Below are 18,281 nucleotides of genomic sequence, written 5' to 3' on the forward strand. Positions count from 1 at the left end.
TACAAGACTTTAAAGTGAATTTTATCTTGCAGCAGAAAGTAGGGCAGCTTTTACTAGTTATTTAGTATTTTGCCTGATATTTCTTATAAAAAATCAAGAATAAAGTAAATCCAATTAGAGCAAATGGTACACCCGCCAGAGCCGGATAACGGTATCCACCACTAACAGCCAGTCCGCCTGCATAAGCACCGATGGCATTTCCGAGATTGAATGCAACCTGCACGCAGGCTGCTCCCAGCATTTCTCCTCCCTTTGATACGCGGATAATTAATATCTGCTCCGGACTGGATACTGCGAACAGTCCTGCCGTACAAAGACACATCAACAGGGCTGCTGCCCATTTATAGGGAGAAAGGAAGAAAATGAGCAATAACATAATACAGATAAGTGCTTGTGCGGCAGTCCCTACTTTTCCGGGGGTGTAGCGGTCGGAGAGACGTCCGCTAATCAGGTTTCCCATCACCATACCGAAGCCGGCAAGGATCATTAAAGGCGTAATGCTTTCTGCGGAGAAGCCGGACACATTGGTAAGCATCGGATTGATGTAGCTATACCAGCAGAATACACCGCCATTACCTAGTGCCGTAGCACCGAGAATCAGCCACGGAGCCGGAGTTCTAAGAAAGCGGAATTGTCCTTTAAAGCCGGTATCCTTTAAGCCTTCTACATGCGGAACCCATCGCCAGATGTAATATAGGATAACAATTCCCCAGATACCGACCAGCAGGAAAGTGGCACGCCAGGAAAGCATGGTACTTAGGGAAGTGCCCAAAGGTACACCAAACAGGTTGGCAATGGTCATTCCTGCAATCATGATGGAGACGGCTTCCGAACCTTTACCCTTGTCGGCTAGTTTCTCTGCAACAATAGAGCCTACTCCGAAGTATGCACCATGAGGCAAGCCGGAGATAAAACGGGCAGCGAGCAACACCCAGTAATTGGGAGCCATAGCCGCACAGATATTACCTATCATAATTAAGGTAACTAATACTAACAGAATATGTTTTAGCGGATATTTGCGAGCCAGTGTCAATACAGGTGCACCGACACAGACGCCTAATGCATAAGCAGAAATGAAATGCCCTGCGGTAGGAATACTAATACCTAAATCTTTTGCCACATCGGGCAAAATTCCCATCATTACAAATTCGGCAATACCTAATCCCAGTGTGCCGAACGCCAATGCAATAAGACTCTTCTTCATACAAAACTTTACCTTAATACCTGTTACCTTTTTACCTTACTATTATTTGCCGCTTATTTGTTTTGGCTGCAAAGGTAAAACAAAATCTTTCAGGGTGAGTTCGATGAGATGGATTTTGATTTAAATCAAATTAGACAATGTTGGTGTAAGCTGATGACGGGAGATTTATGTAGTATATGTAAATTGTAGCCATTTACTTTCTTTCCAATTCTTGCAAATATTTGAAGAATTTGCAAGAATTAGCAAGAAAAGAATGTGATATTGAGAAATGTGTACTTGCTAAGTAATATCATTAATAGACTTATTGTTTCCTTATCCATTCAATGATATCTTTCAATACTTCCGGATTGATTGTTTCTTCCAACTGCCCGTATTCGGCCAATGTTCCTTTTTTGCAAGTCTGAAACAGATGATTTAAGTTCGGATAGGCTTTGACTGTTACATTTTTGTTTCCATTTCCGGTGATTCTTTCCTGAATGGCAGCAAGATTCATGGCGGCGTCCACTTGAATATCCTTTTCTCCGTTCAGAGCCAGAACCGGACATTTTAGTTTCTTCAAATCCTGGGCAGGGTCGTATCTCATAAAATGAAGATACCACGGAGAAGTCATCGAACTGATTTGTGCGGATAGTTGCTGGATGGTATTCAGGTCTTTCAATTGTTCGGGCGACATTGTTTTTGTAACGTCTGCATACAGTTCTTTCTGCAACTCCTCGGGAGTTTTGTCTGTTTGTTGCAGTATGGCATATCTGTTCCGTATAGAAGGCTTCATCCCTTGCCAGACGGCATCCGGCATTCCCTGGGATTTAGAGATTAACTCAACCTGCTTCAGCATCAGACTGTCACCTCTCACGCCGGCTCCTGCCAATGAAACGACAAATGCAATGGAGGGGTCTTTGGCAGCGACGATGAATGCAATGATTCCGCCTGCGCTATGTCCGATAATTCCGATCTTCTTTGCATTTATTTCTTTTCTGCTGCGCAGGTAATTCACCATTGCTTCCGTATCTGTGGCAAAATCCTCATTTGTAGCTGTTGCGTGAGTACCTTGTGAAGCGGCAGTACCCCTGTCATCACATCTAAGCACGGCAATTCCGTTTCGGGTCAGATAATCGGCGATGACAAAGAAAGGTTTGTGTCCCATGATTTCTTCATCCCGGTTCTGCGCACCGCTTCCCGTCACCATTACTACTGCCGGAAATTTAGTTCCTTTTTCGGGAAGGGTCAATGTTCCGGCAAGGTTAATTCCATCCCGTTCATTCCTCACGGTGACTTCTTCACTTCTGTAAGGGAAAGGCGGTTGAGGCTCCTGCGGACGTTTGGGGCGGCTGGCTTCTCCCTTTTTCAAATTCAACGGAAGGGGCATCCCTTGCGTAAATGTTCCGTTGATTGTGTTATCACTGTTCAGCTTTCCTTTGTACGAAGCATGAATCACAGGTATCTGGATAATTAAAGTAGAATCATTGAAAGAAGTAGTCTGTGTCTTGATACCGTTGGCTCCCTGGTCGGGACTGTCTAGTGTGGTCACATAAGCGCCTTGTTCCGTTTGACTGATGTGGAATACAATAGTCAGCGAACTGGTGGGAAGGGAAAGTTTTCCGTGCCAGGCTCCCGAAATATCTTGGGCGGATAAGGAAGAGGATAAAGCCAGTCCTGCCAGTAAGAAGACGAGAGCTCTCATTTTTGTTTTAAATACTGCTGTTTTCATTTTATAGTGATGATGATTGGGGAATTAGAGTTCAGTCTTTACATAATATTCGAAATACTTACATTCGTGTACGGCCTCCTTGAAGAACTGTGTGTCGCTATATGATTTTTTCAATTGGCGGAAATAGCTGTCCACTTTCTTCTCGTCATCCGACCTGCTGAAATCAGGATTAAGGATATTGTTCCAGTTACTCCACCAGTTTTGGGCATAAAGATCCATTGTACAGGAAGAGGCCATGAACAGTGCGCGTGCTTTATATTCGCGGTCGGTGAAGTAGGTGGCAGCTTGTTCATACAGAGCGAGGGCGTTCTCCATATTATCGACTATCATATATTCCTGGGTGAAGTCTCTGTAATTATACTCTTTGCTGTAATCAGGAATGGAGTTTGGGCCTGTTGTGCCGTATGAGACGTATGCAGACCAATAGTAGGAGTTGTCTGTGAAGTATGCAGGAATATTTCTGTAATAACCGGTAGGAGATATGTTATAATAATAGTTGGCCAGCATATAGGCAGCCCGTGCGCCTTTTTCCGTCATCATCTGGCTTTCCTTTTCCAGTTGCATCAAGGCGGCGGTCAATGTAGCCTTATTGTGTTCTTTGTTCAGATAGAGATACTGTTCGTACATTACGTCCGTTAGTTGCGAAGCGGCAGGAACGCTGAATAGTCTTTTGAATCCATTGCTGAATATCAACGGGGAGATTTCCGAATAGCCGTTGAAGTCATCCGAGGAGATACCCGTAGGGATATATTTCTCTGTTTCATAATCGTATTTATAGTGAGTGAGGCTATAGGATTCCGGAACTTTGGCAAACCATTTGGCTGCTTCTGCAAAGTTATTCATGCGTAGGTAATAAGTTCCTTTCAGTTCGTAAAGCTGGGTCAATAGCGTCTGGTCATTCTCTTTCCCGGCATTTGCCAGAAGCGAATTGATAATATCCGGGTCCGGATTCTGCCGCAGGTTCTCTATGCGGTTGTGGGTAAGGAATGCTTTGCCGTAGTCTTTCTGCATTTTATAAAGATGACCGACAATTTCGTTGATAAAGTCCTCATCGGCATGGCTTGTTTGCAGGTATTGTCGGATGGCTTGTTCTTCATCTTCACCGATAATTTTGAGTTGTGCCAGGTAAAGACTGAATTGGGTACGGCTTTTTTGTTTCAGCAATTCGGGCTTCGTGGTCTGGAGGGAGTCGATGAATGTGGCTGCCTGTCGGTAATCTTTGCAGAGGAAAGACATATGTGCATGGTAGAGAGCCCAAAAGTCTTTGTCGCCCACTTTGGGGTGATTCATTACCGCTTTGATTATCTGCTGTGCACGCTCATATTCTGCAAGTACTTTTCCGGAAGGTTGCATGAATGAACTTGTGTCGTCGGTGGCATCCGAATGACTGTAGCGCGTCAGAATATCCCTTTCCATCTTGTTGATATAGCGGATGGCGAGCAGCTTGATATAGGGTGATTCAGGATATATATTCAGGATATTTTCCACTTCTTCCAGTTCATTGGAGAACGTATTATAACCCCGGAGTGCATACATGGCTGCTTTCTCCCGATTGTCTTTACACCAGGACATTGCTTCGTTCCAGTCTATTTCGTTTTGTATTTTGAAGCTGGTATAGGCTGTTTTTTTCCTGTTATCCGAATGGTCGAACACACGGGAGTAGAGGTAGTTGGCATTTGCCAGTTTACCTATGTTATAGAGGGCACCGGCTGTCTGTTCGAGGGCGGCGTAGTAGATGTAATGTTCCTGTTTGAGAGGTTTCACGTATAGGTTGTACATTCGGATAGCTTCGTTGTTTTTATTTCGCATATAGTGTGCCAGGCGTACGAGTTGGTAGCCGTACCTTAATTTCAGTTCATCGTATGGGCAGTTCCGGTAGAGTTCCAGTCCTTTGTCTTTGTAGTGGGTGTATGTTTCTTCAGAGGGGGAGGAGGTGCGTTTCATTTCCCACCAGTCGCCGTTATTCGATAGTTGGGCGTATGGCTCCAGTTCTTTCGCATATTGCAGGTAGGTAAGGGTATGCTTTCCTGCATCTGTCTTGTTCAGGGCGGTGACGTATGGGGAAGAAGGTTGCTTCAACGACTGGTAGGAAGCGGTGTAAAGCAATGCTTTGAACTGCTCTTCATTCATGTCCTGAAGGGTTTTGTTCTTCTTGAAAAATGTCATCCATGCGTTTATATTTTCGTCGGGCTGCTGTTGTTTCCCGTCCGGGTTCATGTCTTCTCCGTAGAATGCATCATCCGTCGTCAGGAGGAAAGGTTGCAGGCCTTTGTTCTCGAGAAGAAGCTGGTCGAAAAGGTTATAGTAGTTCATATAATCGTAAAAATCGCCTCCGCATCCGTTGACGTAGGAGTGGAAGGAGAGTACGGTTATGGCAAGTGTGGCGATAAAGCGTTTCAGATGTTTCATGAGAAAGTGTTTATGATGTTGATTAATTGTTCGGTAGAATATTGCTTGATAATCTCTTTGTCCAGGTGGTAGAAAATGATTTCCCTGTTTTCCTTTCGTAGTTTTTTGCGCAGGAGTTTGGCCGCTTCGAGCAGTGTTTCCGGGCTGACTTCTTCTACTTTAAGTTCGTAGTCTTTATTCACCCATACTCCGTTTATATAGTGTGATTGGAGTATGCAGTAAATACCGTCTTTCGTTGGTTGGTAATAGTCGGGACGTGCGTCGATGGTAGCTTTGCGGACTCCGTTTATCAGTTTAATCTGTCCGAACGGATTTCTCACGATTCCCCAGCTGTAGAGCGGCAGTGCGATGTCCAGATGCAGCGGATAGGAACCGATCTTTTCGATGTATGAAGCAGCGTCTTTATTGTTTAATATGGTATTTTCATTCTCGAAATCCGTAGGTTCGGATGAAGCGTAGTACATCAGTGTTCCCTTATCGACGGGAGGTATTCCGGTTTTGTCTTTGAACTTGATCTGATGGAGGCGGATGGTGCAGCTTATCGGGACTCCTTTCCTTAGCTTGCGGATGTGGTTCAGGAAGTTGAAATAGTTTTCTTTTGTCTTTTCCGTCCAGTCGCAGTCGAACTGATATTCGGTCGGGAGCTTGTTGAAATGCAAACGGTATAAGGTGTCTATCCGGTCGGCACAGTTGCGGGCAAGCTTCTCTATATCAGCGGCAGTGCATTGCCGGATTGCCTTGTTGGTGATAAATATAACGGGGACTATCTTTTGCTGAAAGCCGGGATTATCCAAAGAAAACGAAGGCGAATAGTCTGCCGTAGGGAATGCCCCGTTTCCTTTGTTGTCTACATCAAACATCCGGGCGTATATTTTTGGGGCTCCGAGTGTATTCAGGTAGGCAGTATCCGCATCTTGTACGCTTAATTTGCTTTTCCATATATAAAATGCGGGAGTATTGGTATGTTCATTGGTGCATCCGGACAGGCAGATGAGTAAAATAGCCAGTTGTAGTAGTCGAGTCTGCATATATTATCGGGTATCTTGGCTCATTAAATTGTATTCCGCAAGAGAGGTAACCAAGATATTGCGAACAAAGTTATGAAAAAAAATGCTTTTGCAATCGAAATATGGAAGTAATTTGTCTACTGTTTGTAAACTCACATAAGGCTCTTGATTGATATATATGCTACATCCGATTCATAAGAATAGTTGCAGGATGGACATTTCTCCCCATTATTAAACATTTGTTCTACATAAATAAATAAGTGGTGGCTAAATTTGCATCGTTATTAACTACATAATATTATGAAAAAGATAATCTATCTAGTTCCTACGTTGTCTTTAGTAGGTTGTACCTCACAGCACGTAGAAGAAAAGCCGAATGTGATTGTGATTCTTGCCGATGATCTGGGATTTGGTGATGTCAGCGCTTACGGCTCTACTACGATTCATACTCCGAATATCGACAGTCTGGCTCATGGCGGAGTTTGTTTCATGAACGGATATGCCACTTCGGCAACTTCCACTCCCAGCCGTTACGCTTTGATGACTGGAATGTATCCGTGGAAAAATAAAGATGCAAAAATCCTGCCGGGAGATGCTCCTCTTATCATTAATGAAAATCAGTTTACCTTGCCGAAGATGATGCAGCAATGCGGTTATGTGACCGGAGCTATCGGAAAGTGGCACTTGGGGATGGGAGAGGGCAATGTCAACTGGAACGAAACCGTCAAACCGGGTGCCAAAGAAATTGGTTTCGACTATTCTTGCCTGATTGCAGCAACCAACGACCGTGTCCCGACGGTTTACGTGGAAAACGGCGATGTAGTAGGACTCGATCCGGCCGATCCCATCGAAGTGAGTTACGAGCATAATTTTGAAGGCGAACCGACTGCCATTTCTCATCCGGAGATGTTGAAAATGCAGTGGGCACACGGACACAATAACTCTATAGTAAACGGAATTCCCCGTATCGGATATATGAAAGGCGGTCAGAAAGCCCGTTGGAAAGACGAGGATATGGCCGACTATTTTGTAGATAAGGTAAAGAACTTTGTGACTGAACACAAAAATACTCCTTTCTTCTTGTATTATGGCTTGCACGAACCTCACGTACCTCGTGCTCCCCACCAGCGCTTTGTGGGCAAAACAACGATGGGGCCTCGTGGCGATGCCATCGTTGAGGCAGACTGGTGTGTCGGCGAACTGCTTGCCCACTTGAAGAAAGAAGGATTGTTGGAAAAGACACTGATTATCTTCTCCAGTGATAACGGGCCGGTTCTGAATGACGGTTACAAAGACGGAGCTCCCGAATTGGCAGGCGATCACCTTCCTGCAGGAGGTCTGCGCGGAGGTAAATATAGTTTGTTCGACGGTGGTACGCATATTCCTTTGTTTGTTTATTGGAAAGGAAAGATTCAGCCGGTTGTGTCCGATGCACTGGTTTGCCAGGTAGATATTCTTGCTTCTCTGGGGTCGATGATACATGCCGATTTGCCGGAAGGTTTGGATAGTCGGAACTATCTGGATGCTTTCTTCGGAAAAGAGCAGACTGCCCGCAAGGATGTAGTGTTGGAAGCGCAGGGACGTATGGCTTATCGTTCAGGCGACTGGATTATGATGCCTCCTTATAAAGGTTCCGAACGAAACCTGACCGGAAATGAATTAGGCAACTTGGGTGAATACGGTTTATTCAATGTAAAAGCCGACCGAACTCAATACCAGAATATGGCGGCACAACAGCCCGAACTTCTGGACTCCCTGAAGCAGAATTTCTTTGCTGAAGTGGACGGTTATTATCGTAGTGAAGTAGAAGAAGAGCCATTAAAATAAGGTCAAATGTTTATTCTGAACATAAATCCCGTTGATAAAACAATCGTTCTATTCTACCGGAGTTTATTTCTCTACTTTTGTTCTGTTCGATGTCGGACAATTAACCTTGAAGTATGTATATGAAAATGAAAGCTTTTTTAATGTTTGTATTGCTGTTCTTATGTTCGATGGGAACAAAGGCGCAGGATTTGGGGGCGAACTATAATGAAAATATAGATTACCCGATTACGGAAATAGAGATGTTGAAGCAGTCGAAAGTGACTTGGGTGAGAGGATTTGTCAATATCCCCAATCTGTTTCTTCAGAATGAAAACGGGAAGATTGTTGGTGTGAAAGAAAATGCCATCAGGACACATATTCCTACATTGAAATTTATTCAGGCCAAGAAAGCCTTGGGCGACCGTGTGAAATTTATATTGAGCCTGAAAATACCTTTTGAATTATATACCGACACGGTTCCCAAAGTAGGAACTAAGGAGATGGAGTACATATTTCAGGCAACTGAAGTATTACTGAAAACCTATGATATGGCGAAGAATATTGAAATACTTGTCATGGGTAACGAACCGGAATGGGAGAATGCATTGGATACCGATCTCTGTCATGCGGACGGTGAGGATTATCGGGCATTTCTGAATGAGTTTGCCAATCGGCTGACTGCCTGGAAACAGGCTAATGGATGGACATTTGATATTTATGCCGGAGCATTGAACCGTGTATCCGAATTGCCGAAGAGCGAAACGGTACCTGCGGTAGTCTCTGTGGTTAATAACAATCCTAATGTTGTAGGGCTCGACTTACACGTTCACGCATTGAAAATCAACCAGGCGGAAGATGATTTCCGTATTATCCGCGATAAATATGGTGTAACAAAGAAACTGATTTGCACGGAATTCTCTATGGTACGTGCTTTAAATCCTCATGTAGCCGACGCACTGGGAGAATGGGGAACCAAGCATGGTTATACGGCCGGGATGAAAATTTACGAATACCTTAATCTGATAGCTGAAAAAGCTAATGCCGGTACACCGGTCAGTGCAACCGAGTTCAAGAGCCTTTTTGAGAGTTATTCCTGGTATCCGAAGAATTGGTATAAAACTTTTTATGAGGTGTTCAAGAAATATGATACGTATGCCATTACCGGACGTTTTAGTGTGGTTCCCGGTGGAGCGAGAGCTGTTTACGATGCGAAGACTGAAATGTGGGAACTTGGAGGAATTTATTTTTCCCGTTATTTAGGACTGGATGCAGACGGATTCTACAATCCCAATCCATTGCTGTATCCCGATTTCATCGCTGCCCGGGATGGATTGGCAGTTTCCAGCCTTGTCGGAGGGCAACGGGAATTGTTCATTCGTTGGGGGAATGGAGCCGATAAAACAGGTATATTGTCAGTAACAGATGAAAATGGAACAGAGGTAGTACGTCGGTCGCTTGATTCGGAGAATGACTATACATTGGTTGAAAATCTTGTTCCCGGAACTGCCTACCATGTAGCATTGCTGAAATCGGATGATGCCGTGTTGTGGAAGGATGATGTTAAGACCAAGTCTGTAACAGGAAAGTTTCCTTTGTTGAAATATCAACAAGTGGATGAATATATGTTAGTACAACTATTAAATTTGCCGGCTGATGTCTCATCTTATAAAGTAAAGCTGGATGGACAGGAAATCAATATAGTGAATAAGAACCTGAACGGACAAATACTTACCGCCGAAGTGACTTATAAGGATGGATCGGTAGAAATATTGTCGACAACTGTTAGAAAGTAATTATCTTAAATTTATTCGCTTATGAAAGTAATATATGTAGTGTTGGTATGTTTGTTGGCTTTCACCTCTTGTGCGGAGACGGAATATGCCGAAAACGGGGTTGATAAGAAGAATATAACAGGATATACCGAAGTTGGGTTTTATAGTTTGGATGGAATTTGTACTTTTACAGAGCAGGAACAACTTCAGGCTGCAATTAATCCTAAACGGTTGACTTATCGCCTGCAAAATTCGGATCAAAGCAAATACATTCATGTGAAGTTTGACGGGAAGCCCACGGCTGTCGGTCAAAAGATAAAGGCTGAATTCTCATTCCAAGGAGTTTCTTTCCTCAAAGAAGGGATGGAGATGGAGGTAGTTCGTATAGACGGAGATAAAGTTTGGTTGTCAGGAGATAACGTCGGTATGGTAATCCCTGTTTTTAATAATTAAAAGAAAGATATTATGAAAAGATACATTCCTGTTGTAGCGTCATTAATGGCGTTTTCGTTGATAGCATGTGGTGAAGTCATGGATCTGACACAGCCGGAAAAGGCTGAAGTTACCTATTCCAATATTACCTTGTCGCTTTATCAGACAGGCAAATATGATTTATATCTGGATGAGCCGGAATACCAATATAACATTATGGTGGAGAAAAGCCATTGCGAAAAAGAAGCAAAGGCGGAATTGGCTGTTGTCGATGCCAAAGAGTTTGGTGAAGAATATCACCTCTTACCTGTGGAATATTATGATCTGGATGGAAGTAATTTTAATTTTAAGGGGGACGATGTCCTGCGTATGGTAAATTTGCGCTTCCATGATTTAGGTACGCTTGACGGATCAAAGAAATACGTTCTCGGTTTGAAACTGGTTTCCGACGATCTTGCAGTCAATCAAGAGAAAAGTACAATGACTTTCTTCCTGCAACAGAAACAGGGAGAAATCGACAACCCTTATACCGTGGCGACAACGAGCGACTTGATAACTCTCGGAGAGAAACTCAAAGATGGTAAGACGATCTATGCCAAGATAGAGAATGATATTGATTTGCAAGGTGTAGACTGGCAACCGATAGAGACTTCGGTTTCCAAACAACTTGTATTGGATGGAGGCGGACATACGATTCGTAATCTGAAAGTAAATACTTCCTCTTCTGTTAATCAGGGATTCTTTGGATTGTTGGTTGGTAAGTGTTCCAATATAAACTTTGAAAATGCGCAGATTACAGCCAATACAAAGATGGCAGGCATCCTTGCCGGACAGGTGGGAGCTGCTACTTCTCCGGGTATCGTGGAGAATGTTCGGGTATCCGGTACGATTTCTTTAACTTCGGGAACGGGAGCGGCTGCCTGGGATAACGGTCAGGCTGGTGGTATCTGTGCAAGACTTCATGGTGCAGATAGTAAAATTCATCAGTGTACATCGGCAACGGATATTACTGCCGTATGGTGCGCCGGCGGTATTTGTGGGGAAACGAGAGGCGGAGCAACGATCTCTCAATGCTCTTCCACTGGGGATATTGTGACTGAATCATGTGTAGGAGGCATCGTTGGACGTATGTTATATTCTATCGTTACGCAGTGTTATTCTTCAGGTCTCGCACAAGCTTTCCCGATGAAAGTGGCGAATCCTGCGGGTGGTATTGCCGGATTTGTAGATCCTAGTCCGACAGCTGTGATCTCTTATTGTTATTCCGATTGCGAGGTTTCCGCTCAAAACCAGGTAGGCGGTATTATGGGATTTGCTAACAAGGCGACAGGAATCACCGTAACACATTGTGTGGCTTGGAACCAGAAATTATTCTCTAACGGTGCACCCAAGTCGGGAAGAATTTGCGGACGCTTTAACAAGAATGAGGCTAATAATTGCTATGCGAATCCGAATATGGAATGTCGTTTTTCTGCCAATACGCCTGCTATCGTAGATGAACAAATACCCAACTACGCAGCACAAAACTTTGGTGCCGACCGTTACAATGGTCTTTCTACGATGAGCACCCCGATAGATGCTGCCAAGGCTCTTTCCTGGGATAAATCAATATGGAATCTCACAGGGGATAAACCCGGTTTGGTTTGGATGATAGATTGAAATTTTGTAGATGAGATAAAGATCAGATATAGAATAAAATAGGTATGAAGAAACATAAAATGACAAAAAGACTTATTCTCGCATTAGGAATCATTTGTTTGTCTGTCACCGGGGTGCGGGCTGATTCGGTTAATGAGAAGGAGATCACTTATGCCGATCCTACAATTTATGTGGAAAACGGCAAGTATTACCTCACCGGCACACGCAATCAGGAACCGCAGGGCTTTGCTATCCTCGAATCGACCGATCTGGAGCATTGGACAGTGCCTGATGGCAGTTCCCTGCAACTGATTCTGCGGAAAGGAGATCGAACGTATGGTGAAAAAGGCTTCTGGGCACCTCAATACTTTAAGGATAAAAGAACTTATTATTTCACTTATACCGCTAATGAGCAAACAGTAATTGCTTCCTCAAAATCGGTATTCGGCCCTTTTCGTCAGAAGGAAGTCAAGCCGATAGACGCTTCTGCTAAGAATATAGACTCTTTCCTATTTAAGGATGATGATGGGAAATACTACCTATATCATGTCCGCTTTAATAAAGGAAATTACCTTTGGGTAGCCGAGTTTGACATAAAGAAAGGAAGTATCAAACCGGAAACATTGAAACAATGTATGGACTGTACGGAGCCTTGGGAAAAGACTCCGAACTATAAGTCTGCACCGGTGATGGAAGGACCGACTGTTATGAAGTGGGACGGGGTATATTACCTCTTCTATTCTGCCAATCATTTTATGAATATCGACTATTCGGTAGGTTATGCCACTGCTTCTTCCCCTTTCGGTCCGTGGAAAAAGCATCCGAACAGTCCGATCATTCATCGCAGCCTCGTAGGAGAAAACGGATCAGGACATGGAGATGTATTTAAAGGTCTGGATGGAAAATATTACTATGTTTACCACGTTCATCGTTCGGATTCCACCGTGTCCCCTCGTAAAACACGTATTGTTCCGCTCATCCTGAAGAAAGGAAACGATGGCATATACAACATCACCGTAGACAAAGAGCACGTCATAAAGCCAATGTGGAAATGATTTGTTCAGAAATGTAGTAGAGAAATCTATTTTGCACATTTGTACGGGTTTTGAGGATAATCTTCCTTTTCATTTGAAGATTTTCCCGCTTAATTTGTGTCTTGAGATAAAGAATTTGTTAACAGTTAAAAATAATGTTTATGAAAAGGAACAGACTTTATTTTTCTTTCTTCTATCTTTGTTGCTTTTTGCTTTGTGCGCTGGACGTGCAGGCACAACAAATCTATTGGAAGGGACAAGTGAAGGATGCAGTATCCGGTGAACCGATGATTGGAGTCAGTGTTCGCGTGAAAGGTACGGGAAGCGGTACGATTACTGATTTTGACGGTAATTTTACTGTGAAGGCATCGAAAGGAGACATACTTGTCATTTCTTATGTGGGTTATAAAACTCTGGAACTGGATTTAAAGAATAAAACGACTTTAGGCGTAATCTCTTTGGGAGAAGATACGGAGACACTGGAGGAAGTGGTAGTGGTTGGATACGGCGTACAGAAAAAGGTATCCAGTGTCGGTTCCATTGCCACGGCAAAAGGAGATGATTTATTAAAGATAGGTAGTGTGAACTCCGTTTCCGAAGCTTTGCAAGGGCAGATGCCGGGCGTGGTTGCCATCAATTCCACCTCAAAGCCGGGAGCTGATAAGGCTTCTTTATTGATTCGTGGTAAGTCTACCTGGGGAGAAGCGGATCCACTGGTATTGGTGGACGGTATCGAACGTGACTTCAACGATGTAGATGTGAATGAAATCGAATCTATTTCCGTACTGAAAGATGCTTCGGCAACTGCGGTTTACGGTGTGAAAGGTGCGAATGGGGTGATCCTGCTGACTACCAAACGCGGACTCGAACAGAAACCGGAAATATCATTCACAGCTAACTTTGGTTTTAAACAACCTTCTGCCGCTCCTGAATGGTCTGACTATGTGACCTCTATGAAACAGTATAACAGAGCACAGGCCAATGATGGTAATTGGGGAGCAATGGTTCCCGAATCTACCATTGCCGCATGGGAGAATGCGTATGCTACCGGAAATTACGGCCCGTATAATGATGTCTTTCCTGAAGTGGACTGGTGGAAAGAACTGGTAAAGAATGTAGGTTATGAACAGGCTTATAATCTTAATGTACGCGGTGGTACGAAGAAAATGAGTTATTTCGTTTCTTTGGGTTATTTGCATGACGGAGATATTTTTAATACCACCAAACAAGAGGATTTCGATCCTTCTTTCTCCTACCGTCGTTATAACTGGCGTAGTAATTTCGACTTCAATATAACAAGTACCACCAAACTGTCGTTCAATGTGGCCGGTAAGATGGGGTATCAGAACCAACCGTCTTATTATGAGAATGTTGATTCTCCGGATGAGCGCTTTTTTAAAACGTTTTTCACGGCTCCAAGTAATGAATTTCCGATTAAATATAGCAATGGAATATGGGGGGACGGGTTAAGTTCCGATCAGAATATAGCCTGTCTGATGAACGAAGGAGGTAGTCGTAATATCAAACAGCATCAAGGTTTCTACGATGTAATCTTGAATCAGAAACTAGACTTTATTACAAAGGGGCTATCATTGAAAGCATCGTTGTCTTATACTACTTCTTCATCATGGACTACCCAGATCATGCCGGGTAAGGTTTTGGGTAAAGACGATTTGGTTGCCCAGCGTACGCATATTCGTATTAATCGTGTGTATGATTACACGAATCCTATTTATAATGCTGACGGAACAATTACTTATAATTATACCGAGAAACGCTATCCGGATGAAAATGCTCCCGGAGATTTACCTGTTGGTGGTGTTTATGACGGATTCAAGGCTTACGGACGTAAACTTTATTACGAATTAGCATTGAATTATAGTCGTCAATTTGGCGATCACGATGTAAGTGCCTTATTTGTGTTTAACCGTAAGATGAACGAATCGACCAATACTACTAATTCGGGTGTGATGAACTTCCCGGCTTACGAAGAAGACTGGGTAGGCCGTGTCACTTACAACTTCAAAGAGCGTTATCTTGCTGAATTTAACGGTGCCTACACTGGTTCGGAAAAATTTGCTCCGGGACGCCGTTTCGGTTTCTTCCCGTCCGCTTCTATCGGTTGGCGTATCAGTGAAGAACCATGGGTGAAGAAATTGACCAAAGGTGTACTGACCAACCTGAAAGTGCGTTATTCGTATGGAGTAGTTGGTAATGATAAAGGTGCTACACGTTTTAACTATATTCAGAAGTTTGAGCAACTATCTGCCAATGCACAGTTTGGTAAATATCAGACCAGTAACTGGGGACCTTTGTACAAAGAAGGAAAACTGGCCGACCCCGACGCTACTTGGGAAGAATCTATCAAGCAGAATATCGGTATCGAAATAGGTTTGTGGGGTAAACTAAACTTTACTGTGGATTTGTTCGACGAAAAGCGTAATAACATTCTGATGACACGTAATACGATTCCGTCATGGGCTGATAGTGGTATTGCTTTCCCGCAGGTAAATCTGGGTAAGACTAAAAATCACGGTCTTGAACTGGATATTGCTTGGAACGACCGTATCGGAAAGTTTAATTATTACGCGAAGTTTAATTTTGCAACCAGTGAGAATCGTATTGTCTTTATTGATGATCCGAAAAATCAGAGCGAATATCTGAAACAAGCCGGAAAATCAATCGGATACGTGAATAAATATCTGGCAACGGGAAACTTCCAGTCGTTGGATGATATTTATAACTCGGCACAGTCCACTATTGCCAATGGTGCACACAACACATTGATTCCGGGAGACTTGTACTACATCGATTATAATGGAGACGGTATGATTGATGCTAAGGATATGGTTCCGATGAAAAACCTGAACTATCCGACCACTACCCTCGGATTTACATTGGGAGGTTCTTACAAAGGAATCGGATTCAATATGTTGTGGTACAGTGCTATGGATGTTTATAAAGAAGCAATACCATCTTACTTATGGGATTTCCCGGAAGGTAATATCAAGGCTCAACCGAATACATTGAATACATGGACAGCCGATGCTCCGATTCAAAGCGGTCCGGTTCGCCCCAGTATTCATGTTCAGAGAAGTTATAATTCGGTGGCCAGTACATACACATATACCAACCATGCTTATCTTCGTTTGAAGAACCTGGAAGTGAATTATCAGATTCCGAAACGTTGGTTGCAGCCTTTACGTCTGACAAAACTGCAAGTATATGTCAACGGCAGCAATCTGCTGACGTTCTCGAAAGGTGATTCCCGCCGTGACCCCGAACATTCGGGACAGAATGTTTATCCGATGGTGAGACGTTATAACATTGGTTTTAGATTAGGATTATGAGACACTTTAAATTTACTGATATGAGAAGACATAAGTTGAATTGGATATGGATCATTCTATTGGGGCTGTTTATAGGAAGCTGTGAGGACTATCTGGACCGCTCTCCCGATGACGGACTTTCCGAAGATGATGTTTATAAAGATTATAGCAGTTTGTTAGGGTTCATGGACCGCATCTTTCAAAATGATGATATATTAATCTTTACACATGGTATCAACTCTTATTCGAATGCATACGTAACAGTAGGTAATTTATCGGACGAATATGCATCTGTTCGCGATAATGATCCGTCGAAGTTTGTCAATGCAGGTAACTGGCTGGAGAATGCCGGTACACGTTTCGAAATAGGAAGTAAAAGTGATGGGAAGAATTTCAAAAGTGCTATTTCTCGTGCTTATACCGGACTTCGTATCGTGAACCGTGTAATTAGCGGAGTAGATCAAGTGAAATCCATCACAGACGACCAAAGGAGAAAACTGTTGGGACAGGCTCATTTCCTGCGTGCCTACTTCTATTTTGAGATTATCAAACGATATGGCGGAATGCCCATCTTTGACCAGCTTTGGGGAGCATCGGACGACTTTGACTTTCCTCGTAAAACTTATCAGGAATCCAATGCTTGGATGCAGACTGACTTGGATAAAGCCATTGAATATTTACCTATAAGCTGGCCTGACGAGGAACATGGACGGCCTGACAGAGTAAGCGCCATGGCATTAAAAGCGATGACACAGCTGTATGCTGCCAGCCCTTTGATGCAGAATGACCTGAATTCTATTGAAAACAAAGGATATGGAAAAGAGATGGCTGCCGAAGCTGCCCGTAGTGCGCAAAAGGCGATCAATGCTATTGAAAGTCACGAATATTATCGCCTGATGAATCATGACGAATATCGTAGTATTCAATTAATGCCTAATTCCAATCAATTCGCACAACCGGAATATTTATGGTTCCTGCGTTGGCATCATGGCAACTGGTCTGCTTTCGTCAGAGCGCAGTGGCTGACACAACCATACGATAATAAAACCGGTGCCGAAGGTACTCCTTATAATGCTCCGACACAAAATGCGGTAGATATGTACGAACGTAAGGGAGCCGACGGCAACTACTATCCGATCACTGATCCGCGTTCCGGTTATGATGCGGTAAAGACTACCAATCCTTACTCGGATAGAGACCCTCGCTTCACTAATAATATCCTCGTGCCCGGTGAGCAATGGGGAAAGAATTTACAGGGTGTTCCTTATTATCTGACTACTTATTCGGGCGGTTACTCCGAGAACTTCATTTCTACCAATCAGTTTACGAGAGGCTCTCAACAGACCGGATATATGTGTAAGAAGTTCATTTGGCCGGAAGCAAGTGTGCCTTTGTTTGGCGAAGCTGGTTTCCAATTATATCGTTTGGTGGCTGTGTACATTCGTGTTTCGCAAGTTTATCTGGATATGGCAGAGGCTTCATACGAGGCGACAGGTGATCCGGATGCAGTCGTTACGGGTTGTACGATGTCGGCCCGTCAGGCTTTGAATAAAATCCGTGTAAGAGCCGGAATCGGCGAACTACCGGATGGAGTGGATTTTAGAGAAGCTTATCGTCGGGAACGTGGTGTGGAATTGATGTTCGAAGGACACCGCTGGTATGATATCCGCCGTTGGATGATTGCTGAAGACCTGTTTAAGGGTGAATATCCGATCATGGGTGTCAAAGCAACCCCGATCAATCATTCTTATACGGCCGACCAGTTGAAAGTGGAAAAAGCCTGCACTTATAAGTTGACCGACTTTACTTACGAGTATGTTCCGGTGAGGACAGCCGTGCGGACGTTTAACAAGCGTAATTATTGGTATCCGCTACCGATGGATGAAGTGGCGGCTTTGGATAATCTTCAACAGAACCCCGGATGGTGATACCTAAAATAAAG

Annotated in this window: 11 protein-coding genes; 7 read left to right on the forward strand and 4 right to left on the reverse strand. The window is 43.6% G+C overall.

From position 1 onward, the window contains the following. Positions 1-61 precede the first annotated feature (61 nt). From araJ to BSAG_RS10020, 4 genes are all read right to left on the reverse strand, one after another. Positions 62-1,204, reverse strand: a complete 1,143-nt coding sequence (gene araJ, locus BSAG_RS10035; protein WP_004298658.1) for an MFS transporter AraJ — start codon at positions 1,202-1,204, stop codon at positions 62-64. 301 nt (positions 1,205-1,505) lie between these two features. Then, entirely contained in the window at positions 1,506-2,912 is a 1,407-nt protein-coding gene (locus BSAG_RS10030; RefSeq protein WP_004317361.1) for an alpha/beta hydrolase family protein, read from the reverse strand. Between the two features lie 24 nt (positions 2,913-2,936). Continuing rightward, positions 2,937-5,321 carry a hypothetical protein gene (locus tag BSAG_RS10025; RefSeq protein ID WP_004317363.1) on the reverse strand — a complete coding sequence of 795 codons (2,385 nt, stop codon included), beginning with the start codon at positions 5,319-5,321 and terminating at the stop codon, positions 2,937-2,939. Next, positions 5,318-6,349 carry a hypothetical protein gene (locus tag BSAG_RS10020; RefSeq protein WP_008997581.1) on the reverse strand — a complete coding sequence of 344 codons (1,032 nt, stop codon included), beginning with the start codon at positions 6,347-6,349 and terminating at the stop codon, positions 5,318-5,320. Before BSAG_RS10020 ends, BSAG_RS10025 begins: the two co-directional genes overlap by 4 nt. 279 nt (positions 6,350-6,628) lie before the next feature. Here BSAG_RS10020 and BSAG_RS10015 point away from each other — a divergent pair, with 279 nt between their 5' ends. From BSAG_RS10015 to BSAG_RS09985, 7 genes are all read left to right on the forward strand, one after another. Next, on the forward strand, positions 6,629-8,155 hold the full coding sequence (locus tag BSAG_RS10015; RefSeq protein ID WP_004317367.1) for a sulfatase-like hydrolase/transferase: 1,527 nt from the start codon (positions 6,629-6,631) through the stop codon (positions 8,153-8,155). A 113-nt stretch (positions 8,156-8,268) separates the two neighbouring features. Next, positions 8,269-9,927, forward strand: a complete 1,659-nt coding sequence (locus BSAG_RS10010; RefSeq protein WP_008020043.1) for a hypothetical protein — start codon at positions 8,269-8,271, stop codon at positions 9,925-9,927. A gap of 21 nt (positions 9,928-9,948) precedes the next feature. Beyond that, positions 9,949-10,359 carry a hypothetical protein gene (locus BSAG_RS10005; protein ID WP_004317373.1) on the forward strand — a complete coding sequence of 137 codons (411 nt, stop codon included), beginning with the start codon at positions 9,949-9,951 and terminating at the stop codon, positions 10,357-10,359. 12 nt (positions 10,360-10,371) lie between these two features. After that, positions 10,372-11,997, forward strand: coding sequence for a DUF1735 domain-containing protein (locus BSAG_RS10000; protein WP_004317375.1), 1,626 nt, complete (start codon positions 10,372-10,374; stop codon positions 11,995-11,997). 44 nt (positions 11,998-12,041) lie between these two features. Next, entirely contained in the window at positions 12,042-13,031 is a 990-nt protein-coding gene (locus tag BSAG_RS09995) for a glycoside hydrolase family 43 protein (RefSeq protein WP_004317377.1), read from the forward strand. Between the two features lie 140 nt (positions 13,032-13,171). After that, complete coding sequence (locus tag BSAG_RS09990; protein WP_004317378.1) at positions 13,172-16,360, forward strand: SusC/RagA family TonB-linked outer membrane protein; 3,189 nt, start codon at positions 13,172-13,174, stop codon at positions 16,358-16,360. Between the two features lie 20 nt (positions 16,361-16,380). After that, the gene (locus BSAG_RS09985) at positions 16,381-18,267 is read left to right on the forward strand and encodes a RagB/SusD family nutrient uptake outer membrane protein (protein WP_008997583.1); all 1,887 of its coding nucleotides are present in this window, start codon (positions 16,381-16,383) and stop codon (positions 18,265-18,267) included. The last annotated feature ends 14 nt before the right edge of the window (positions 18,268-18,281 follow it).

Source organism: Bacteroides sp. D1 (genome assembly GCF_000157095.2).
Taxonomy (GTDB): Bacteria; Bacteroidota; Bacteroidia; order Bacteroidales; family Bacteroidaceae; genus Bacteroides; species Bacteroides xylanisolvens.

What these genes read in the sequence shown, in the direction of transcription:
- BSAG_RS10020 (WP_008997581.1), bottom strand. Translation starts at nt 6,349, where the DNA reads ATGCAGACTCGACTACTACAACTGGCTATTTTACTCATCTGCCTGTCC.
- BSAG_RS09985 (WP_008997583.1), top strand. Translation starts at nt 16,381, where the DNA reads ATGAGAAGACATAAGTTGAATTGGATATGGATCATTCTATTGGGGCTG.
- BSAG_RS10010 (WP_008020043.1), top strand. Translation starts at nt 8,269, where the DNA reads ATGTATATGAAAATGAAAGCTTTTTTAATGTTTGTATTGCTGTTCTTA.
- BSAG_RS09995 (WP_004317377.1), top strand. Translation starts at nt 12,042, where the DNA reads ATGAAGAAACATAAAATGACAAAAAGACTTATTCTCGCATTAGGAATC.
- BSAG_RS10030 (WP_004317361.1), bottom strand. Translation starts at nt 2,912, where the DNA reads ATGAAAACAGCAGTATTTAAAACAAAAATGAGAGCTCTCGTCTTCTTA.
- araJ (WP_004298658.1), bottom strand. Translation starts at nt 1,204, where the DNA reads ATGAAGAAGAGTCTTATTGCATTGGCGTTCGGCACACTGGGATTAGGT.
- BSAG_RS10000 (WP_004317375.1), top strand. Translation starts at nt 10,372, where the DNA reads ATGAAAAGATACATTCCTGTTGTAGCGTCATTAATGGCGTTTTCGTTG.
- BSAG_RS10025 (WP_004317363.1), bottom strand. Translation starts at nt 5,321, where the DNA reads ATGAAACATCTGAAACGCTTTATCGCCACACTTGCCATAACCGTACTC.
- BSAG_RS10015 (WP_004317367.1), top strand. Translation starts at nt 6,629, where the DNA reads ATGAAAAAGATAATCTATCTAGTTCCTACGTTGTCTTTAGTAGGTTGT.
- BSAG_RS10005 (WP_004317373.1), top strand. Translation starts at nt 9,949, where the DNA reads ATGAAAGTAATATATGTAGTGTTGGTATGTTTGTTGGCTTTCACCTCT.
- BSAG_RS09990 (WP_004317378.1), top strand. Translation starts at nt 13,172, where the DNA reads ATGAAAAGGAACAGACTTTATTTTTCTTTCTTCTATCTTTGTTGCTTT.